This window comes from Intestinibacter sp., from assembly GCF_051866655.1.
In the GTDB taxonomy this organism is placed as follows: Bacteria; Bacillota; Clostridia; order Peptostreptococcales; family Peptostreptococcaceae; genus Intestinibacter.
Genome location: NZ_JBJDXL010000060.1, coordinates 1 through 7,378, shown reverse-complemented (window position 1 = coordinate 7,378; position 7,378 = coordinate 1). Strand labels below are relative to the sequence as shown.

8 protein-coding genes are annotated in these 7,378 nt (G+C 30.8%); all 8 read left to right on the top strand.

The annotated features are described in order from the left end of the window. Positions 1-259 (top strand): DHH family phosphoesterase (locus tag ACI3VO_RS01775; RefSeq protein WP_439756260.1); only part of this gene is annotated, 259 nt, incomplete at its 5' end. A gap of 10 nt (positions 260-269) precedes the next feature. Next, a complete protein-coding gene (gene truB / locus ACI3VO_RS01770) occupies positions 270-1,184 on the top strand; it encodes a tRNA pseudouridine(55) synthase TruB (protein ID WP_439756259.1) in 915 nt (304 codons plus the stop codon). Between the two features lie 28 nt (positions 1,185-1,212). Beyond that, positions 1,213-2,142, top strand: coding sequence for a bifunctional riboflavin kinase/FAD synthetase (locus ACI3VO_RS01765; RefSeq protein ID WP_439756258.1), 930 nt, complete (start codon positions 1,213-1,215; stop codon positions 2,140-2,142). 108 nt (positions 2,143-2,250) lie between these two features. Then, the gene (rpsO, locus tag ACI3VO_RS01760) at positions 2,251-2,505 is read left to right on the top strand and encodes a 30S ribosomal protein S15 (protein WP_290685753.1); all 255 of its coding nucleotides are present in this window, start codon (positions 2,251-2,253) and stop codon (positions 2,503-2,505) included. 152 nt (positions 2,506-2,657) lie between these two features. Continuing rightward, positions 2,658-3,500: a DegV family protein gene (locus tag ACI3VO_RS01755; protein ID WP_439756257.1), complete on the top strand. Its 843-nt coding sequence runs from the start codon at positions 2,658-2,660 to the stop codon at positions 3,498-3,500. A 112-nt stretch (positions 3,501-3,612) separates the two neighbouring features. Beyond that, positions 3,613-5,718: a polyribonucleotide nucleotidyltransferase gene (gene pnp, locus ACI3VO_RS01750; RefSeq protein WP_320924745.1), complete on the top strand. Its 2,106-nt coding sequence runs from the start codon at positions 3,613-3,615 to the stop codon at positions 5,716-5,718. A gap of 134 nt (positions 5,719-5,852) precedes the next feature. Beyond that, positions 5,853-6,602 (top strand): polysaccharide deacetylase family protein, encoded by a 750-nt coding sequence (locus ACI3VO_RS01745; protein WP_439756256.1) that lies wholly within the window; start codon positions 5,853-5,855, stop codon positions 6,600-6,602. An 84-nt stretch (positions 6,603-6,686) separates the two neighbouring features. Continuing rightward, positions 6,687-7,378 (top strand): M16 family metallopeptidase (locus ACI3VO_RS01740; protein ID WP_439756255.1); only part of this gene is annotated, 692 nt, incomplete at its 3' end.

Here is a 7,378-nt window from a genome sequence, read left to right as displayed (position 1 = left end):
CGTGAGCTTCAAGGATACAGATGGCATAACACCTTATTGCAGAGATATTGAAAACGTAGAAGTAGGGATTTTAGTAAAAGAAAAATCTCCAAATGAAATTAAAATAAGTCTTAGATCTAAAAATTACGTGGACGTAAGCCAAATTGCAAAGAAATTTAATGGTGGAGGTCATGTGAGAGCTGCTGGATTAACTGTATTTGGAGAAAGTATAGAAAATGCAACTAAGATGGTAGTAGATGAGACTTTAAAGTATATTTAAGGATGATATAATGAATAAAATTGTTAATATTTTAAAGCCAACAGGGATGACATCTCATGATGTAGTAAGTTGTGTTAGAAGGATACTAAATATCAAAAAAGTTGGTCATACTGGAACCTTAGACCCAGATGCAGCAGGAGTACTTCCTATATGTTTAGGTAGGGCTACAAAGGTAAGTGAACTTATTTTAAATAAGGACAAGTCCTATATATGTGAATTGACACTTGGAATAGAGACTGACACCTACGATTCATCAGGTACTATTTTGCACAAAAGTGATAAATTCGATATAGAAAAATCAAAAATAATACAGGCTTTTAAATTACAAGAGGGCGAAATCGATCAAATTCCACCAGTTTACTCGGCTTTGAAGGTTAATGGTAAAAAAATGTGCGACTTAGCTAGAAAAGGAAAGGCTGATTCAATAGAGATAAAGCCTAGAAAGGTCAACATAAAAAAAATCGAGATTTTAAATATATCCGATAATAAAATAACTTTTTATGTAGAATGTTCAAAGGGAACATATGTAAGAAGTATATGCCATGATGTAGGAGCTTATCTAGGATGTGGTGGACATATGTCCTTCTTGCTTAGAACTTCATCGGGAAGATTCAATCTAGAAAACGCTATAACTCTAGAACAATTAGAGGAATTTTCTAAAAATGCTACATTAGATGATCATTTATACGATGTAGATTACGTTCTAAATAATTTATTAGAGGTTGATTTAAAGCCTAGTGCAAAAAAATATTATACAAATGGCGGAACTATTGATTCAAAGCGATTTATTGTAAAAGGATTGAAGACTAACGACGAAAAAAGCTACCTTGTCAGAGTTTATTGTGAAAATATTTTTATAGGTGTAGGAAAAATATCAAAAGATAATAACACTATTACTTTAAAAAGTGATAAACTCTTTATATAGTAAATAATATTTCGGTGGGGAAAAAATAATGATAGTTATAACATCTTTAGACGAATTAGAACAAATAGAAGAAAGTTCTGTCACAATAGGGAAGTTTGAAGGGCTTCATAAAGGTCATAAAGTCCTTATACAAAAGACTGTAAATTATGCAAGAGAAAATAACATCAAAAGCGTAGTATTTACTTTTGCAAATAATCCAGCCAATTTTTTTGAAAGTGAAAAAGTAAGAAAAATTCTTACTAATAAAGGCAAAATAGATAGTATGAGAGACTTAGGAGTCGATGTTGTTTTAAATATACCATTTGATGAATCTATGACTAAGATATCAGCTATAGATTTTGTCGAAAATATTTTAGTAAAAAAATTAAATGTAAAAAAAGTATATGTGGGGCATGATTTTACTTTTGCAAGGAATAAAGAAGGAGATGCAAATTTATTGAAGGTATTAGGTGGAGAATATAATTTCGATGTAGACATAATAAAACCGATAAAAATAAACAATATAAGAGTCAGCAGCACATATATAAGAGATTTATTGGCTCAAGGTAAAGTTGATAAAGTAAAAGATTATTTAGGAAATAATTATATGGTAGAGGGAGTAGTTGTAAGTGGAAAGCAAATAGGTAGAACTATTGGATTTCCTACTGCAAATTTAAAATTCAAAGAAAATTTAATCCTTCCTAGACCTGGTATATATGCAACAAAGGTTTACATTAAAGATAAAGTTTATATGGGAGCTACAAATATAGGCTTTAATCCTACTGTAAGAGTTGAAAAATTATCAATTGAGACTAATATTTTACAGTTTAATCAAGATATTTATGGTGAAACTATAAAACTTGAATTTTTGGAAAGAGTAAGAGATGAGAAGAAATTTAATTCTCTAGACGAATTAAAAGAACAATTAAAAAAAGATACAAAAAAAATATATGAAAAGTATATTTGCAAAAGTAATTAAGTTATGATAGAATAGACAAGGAAGTTAACCATTACCCGGCATCTGAATACTCCAATCAATGCTTAGTAAATGGCGCTTGTAAATAAATAAACGGAGGTACATCAAAGGATGAACAAACAAGAAATAATCAAAGAATTTGGAAGAAAAGAAGGAGATACTGGTTCTCCAGAAGTACAAATAGCTTTATTAACAGCTAGAATAAACGAACTTAACGAACATTTAAGAGTTCATAAAAAAGACCACCATTCAAGAAGAGGACTATTAAAAATGGTTGGTAGAAGAAGAAACTTATTAGCTTACCTAAAAGAAAAAGACCTAGAAGGTTACAGAGCTTTAATAGCTAAATTAGGATTAAGAAAATAGTTTTATTACTTTTGATTAAAAAGCAGGTATACATAAATACTTGCTTTTTTTGTATTTAAGATGCAAGGAATGGATATTATAAATATATAATTATAAAATTAAAAAACTATATACTAAAAAATACGATAATTTTAAGCAAGGGGGCTTAAGTCATGAAAATAAAACTAATTTGCGACAGTATGTGTGATATTCCAGAAGAAATAAACAACAAAGAGTTTGTGGAAATGATACCCTTGACAATAACTATAGACGGGAAAGAATATAAAGATGGTGTAGATTTCACAAAAGAAGAGTTTTACGATGTCTTAAAAAATAGCGAAAATCTACCAAAAACATCACAAATTACTTACGTTGATTTTAAGGATATATTTGAAAAATACACAAAAGAAGGCTATGATGTTATTTGTATAACAGGCTCTTCTAAAGCTTCAGGAACTTTTCAAAGTGCTAATTTAGCTAAAGCTGATGTAGATGGAAACATATATATATTTGACAGTTTATTTTTATCTTTGGGAAGTGGACAATATATTATAAAGGCAGTTGAATTGATAGAAGAAGGAAAGCTTAACGCTAAACAAATAATAGATGAATTGGAAAATATGAGAGAAAGTGTCAATTTACTATTTGTACCTTTCACACTTGAATATTTAAAACAAAGTGGAAGACTTCCAAGTGTAGTTTCTTTTGTAGGTAATATGCTTAGCATTAAGCCTATATGTACTATGGAGGATGGAAAAAATAAAATAGTATCTAAGGTCAGAGGTACAAAGCAAATAGCTTCTAAGCTTGTAGATATGATTTTAGAGCTAAACGGTGGAAATTTAGAGGATAAAATTTTAACTATAGGATATGGATCAAATGAAGTAGATTTTAAAAAGCTACAACAAGAAGTATCAAAGAAGATAAAAGCCAAAAAAATTTATATAACAAGAGGTGGATCTTGTATTTGTTCTCATACAGGACCTGAAATTTTAGCGATAAGCTCTTCTTATTAGGTATAAATAACTACATAATAACAGTAAGCCTTATTGTTTATTTATAATATTTTTGATAATATATTAAAGAGAATGAAAAAAGGGTTTAATATAATAGGAGGTAAAAGCATTAATGTTTGAACATAAGATTTTTACAATGGAATTAGCAGGCAGAGAGCTGTCTGTGGAGATAGGAAAGATAGCACAATTAGCAAGCGGTAGTGCTATACTTAAATACGGGGAAACTATGGTTATGGTAAACGTGTCTAAGTCAGCTGAACCTAGAGAAGGAGTAGACTTTTTCCCACTAAGTGTTGATTACGAAGAAAAATTATATTCAGTAGGTAAAATCCCAGGCGGATTCTTAAAAAGAGAAGGGAAACCATCTGAAAAAGCTATACTTACATCAAGACTTATAGATAGACCGATAAGACCATTATTCCCAAAAGGATTTAGAAACGACGTACAAGTAGTAGCTACTGTACTATCAGTAGACCACGACTGTACACCAGATATAGTTGCGATGATAGGATCATCAGTTGCTCTATCAATATCAGAAATACCATTTAACGGTCCAACTGGATCTGTTTCTATGGGACTTGTAGACGGAGCATTAGTAGTAAATCCTACAGCTGAGCAAAGAGAAAAAAGTTCACTACATCTTACTGTTTCAGGGACAAAGGACGCAGTAATGATGGTTGAAGCAGGTGCAGAGGAAATACCTGAATCATTAATGCTTGAAGCAATACTTACAGCTCACGAAGAAATCAAAAAAATAGTTGAATTTATAGAAAACATAGCTGCTGAAGTCGGCAAAGAAAAAATGGAATTTGTAGAACCAGAACCAGATGCAGAAATAGAAGCTAAGGTTCGTGAAATGGCTACAGATAAAATGAAAGAAGCTGTAAGAGTAATAGAAAAATTAGAAAGACAAGAAGCTATGGACGCCGTTAAAAATGAAATACTAGAAAGCTTCGACGAAGAAACTTTAGAAGAATTTGAAGGCGATATAGTAGCTGTTTTAGATAAAATAATAAAAGAACAAGTTAGAAAAATGATAGTACATGAAGGTAGAAGACCAGATGCTAGAAAAACTGACGAAATAAGACCTATATGGTGTGATTGCGGCTTTGTACCTAGAGCACACGGTTCTGGATTATTTACAAGAGGTCAAACTCAAGTAATGACAATAACAACTCTAGGAGCATTAGGAGATGTACAAATACTTGATGGATTAGACGAAGAAGAAAACAAGAGATATATGCATCACTACAACTTCCCAGCTTACTCTGTAGGTGAAGCTAGACCATCTAGAGGACCAGGAAGAAGAGAAATAGGTCACGGTGCATTAGCTGAAAGAGCATTACTTCCAGTAATACCATCTAAAGAAGAATTCCCATATGCAATAAGACTTGTATCAGAAGTTTTAAGCTCAAATGGTTCAACTTCTCAAGGTAGTGTTTGTGGATCTACTTTATCACTATTAGATGCTGGTGTTCCAATAAAAGACATGGTAGCAGGTATTGCTATGGGTCTAATAGAACAAGATGGAGAAATAGCTATACTTTCAGATATACAAGGTATGGAAGACCACTTAGGAGATATGGACTTTAAGGTTGCAGGTACAGAACACGGTATAACAGCTATACAAATGGATATAAAAATAGCTGGTATAGACGAAGATATATTAAAAAGAGCACTTGCACAAGCTAGATTAGGTAGATTACACATATTAAATGAAATGAGAAAGACAATAGACGCTCCAAGACCACAATTATCTAAATATGCACCTAAGATAGTGACTATGAATATAAATCCAGATAAGATAAGAGACGTTATAGGGCCTGGTGGAAAAGTAATAACTAAGATAATAGACGAAACAGGAGTTAAAATAGACATAGAACAAACTGGTGAAGTATTTATATCAGGTATAGATGCTGAAATGATAGAATTAGCACAAAAGAAAATATCAGATATAGTTGCAGAAGTAGAAGTAGGACAAGTATACAAAGGTAAAGTAACTAGAATACTAAACTTCGGTGCTTTTGTAGAATTACTTCCAGGAAAAGAAGGTCTACTTCATATATCTCATATAGCTCATGAAAGAGTAAACAAAGTAGAAGATGTATTAAATATAGGCGATGAAGTAGAAGTTAAGGTTACTGAAATAGACGAAAAAGGAAGAGTAAATGTATCTAGAAAGGTATTACTTCCTAAACCTAAAAGAGATCACAAATAAAATTAAATTTTAGACAAAAAATCTTTCCCATTTTAGGGTAAAGATTTTTTTTGTTTTTGAAAAATATGAATAAAACAATTTTCCTTCAAATAATATGTAATATAGGATTGTACATAAATAAGGAGGAAGTTTTGATGATAATGATGGTTATCAATAAGAACAAATTGAAAAAAATAATTATCTTTATATTAATTGTTTTATTTATAATAGCAGGTATTATATACACTGTAAAAAATAAAACGCTAGACACTATGGACATATTAGATTTAGCGGGAAATAATCAGCCTTATACTATGGGAACAAATGAAAATAGTAACTACGTTGCAATTACCTGCAACGTAGATTTAGGTTGGGAGGATGAGTATATCCAAAAAATTTTGGAAATTCTAGACAAAGAAAATGTAAAAATAACATTTGCAGTTACGGGGAAATGGGCTGAAAAAAACGAGGATAAATTACTACAAATGAAGGATAAAGGTCATGAAATTGCAAATCATGGATACCAGCATTTAAATTACGACACATTGTCCTACGATGAAAATTTAAATCAGATTAAAAAATCAAAAGATATAATCGATTCGATAACTAAGACAGAGAGTCGTTTTTTTCAGGCACCGTCGGGAGCCTTTGGAGATGAGACTGTGAAAGCTGCAAATGATCTAGGTTATATATGCTATAAATGGGATGTAGATACTATAGACTGGATGGATAAGGATAATCCACAAAATATAATAAATAGAATAAAAAAGAAGGATATAAAAAACGGAAGTATAGTTTTAATGCATCCAACAAACGCCACAGCTACGTGTTTGGGAGATATAATATCTATAATCAGGGATAAGGGATATGTACCAGGTAAATTAAGCGATGTATTTTCAAAATGAGAATTTTTCACTTGTATAAATTTATTGTGTACACTATAATTAATACATATATAATTTTCAATATTTAAACAATTGGAGGACAGTATGTACAAATGTCAGACCTTAAAAAATGGACTTACTATAATTGGAGAAGAAATTCCGTATTTAAAATCAATATCATTAGGTATTTGGATAAAAGCAGGTTCAGTTGTAGAGACAGAGGAAAATAGTGGAGTATCGCATTTTATAGAGCATATGCTATTTAAAGGTACGAAAAATAGATCAGCAAAGGATTTGGCGAGAGAAATAGATAATTTAGGTGGAGTAATAAACGCCTTTACTAGCAAGGAATGCACATGTTTTTATGTAAAATTGCTAGATGAGCATATAAACATAGGGATAGATGTACTGAGTGATATGATACTTAATTCTTCATTTGACGAAAGAGACATTGAAAAGGAAAAATTTGTAATTTTAGAAGAGCTAAAAATGTATGAGGATTCTCCAGAGGATTTGGCTTATGATTTATTACTTGAAAATATTTATAAAAATCATAACCTTGGAATGAATATTTTAGGCGATAGAAAAACTCTTAAAAACTTTAAAAGAGAAAATATTTTAGATTACTACAACAAATATTATATTCCAAATAATTCGGTAATATCTGTTTGTGGTAATTTTAAATTTGAAGAGATTGTAGAGCGAATCCAAGAAAAGTTTAAGGCTTGGGAGAAAAAGGAAATACATACACAGCTTACAAAACCCGACTTTAATCCATGTTTTATAAAAAAGAACAA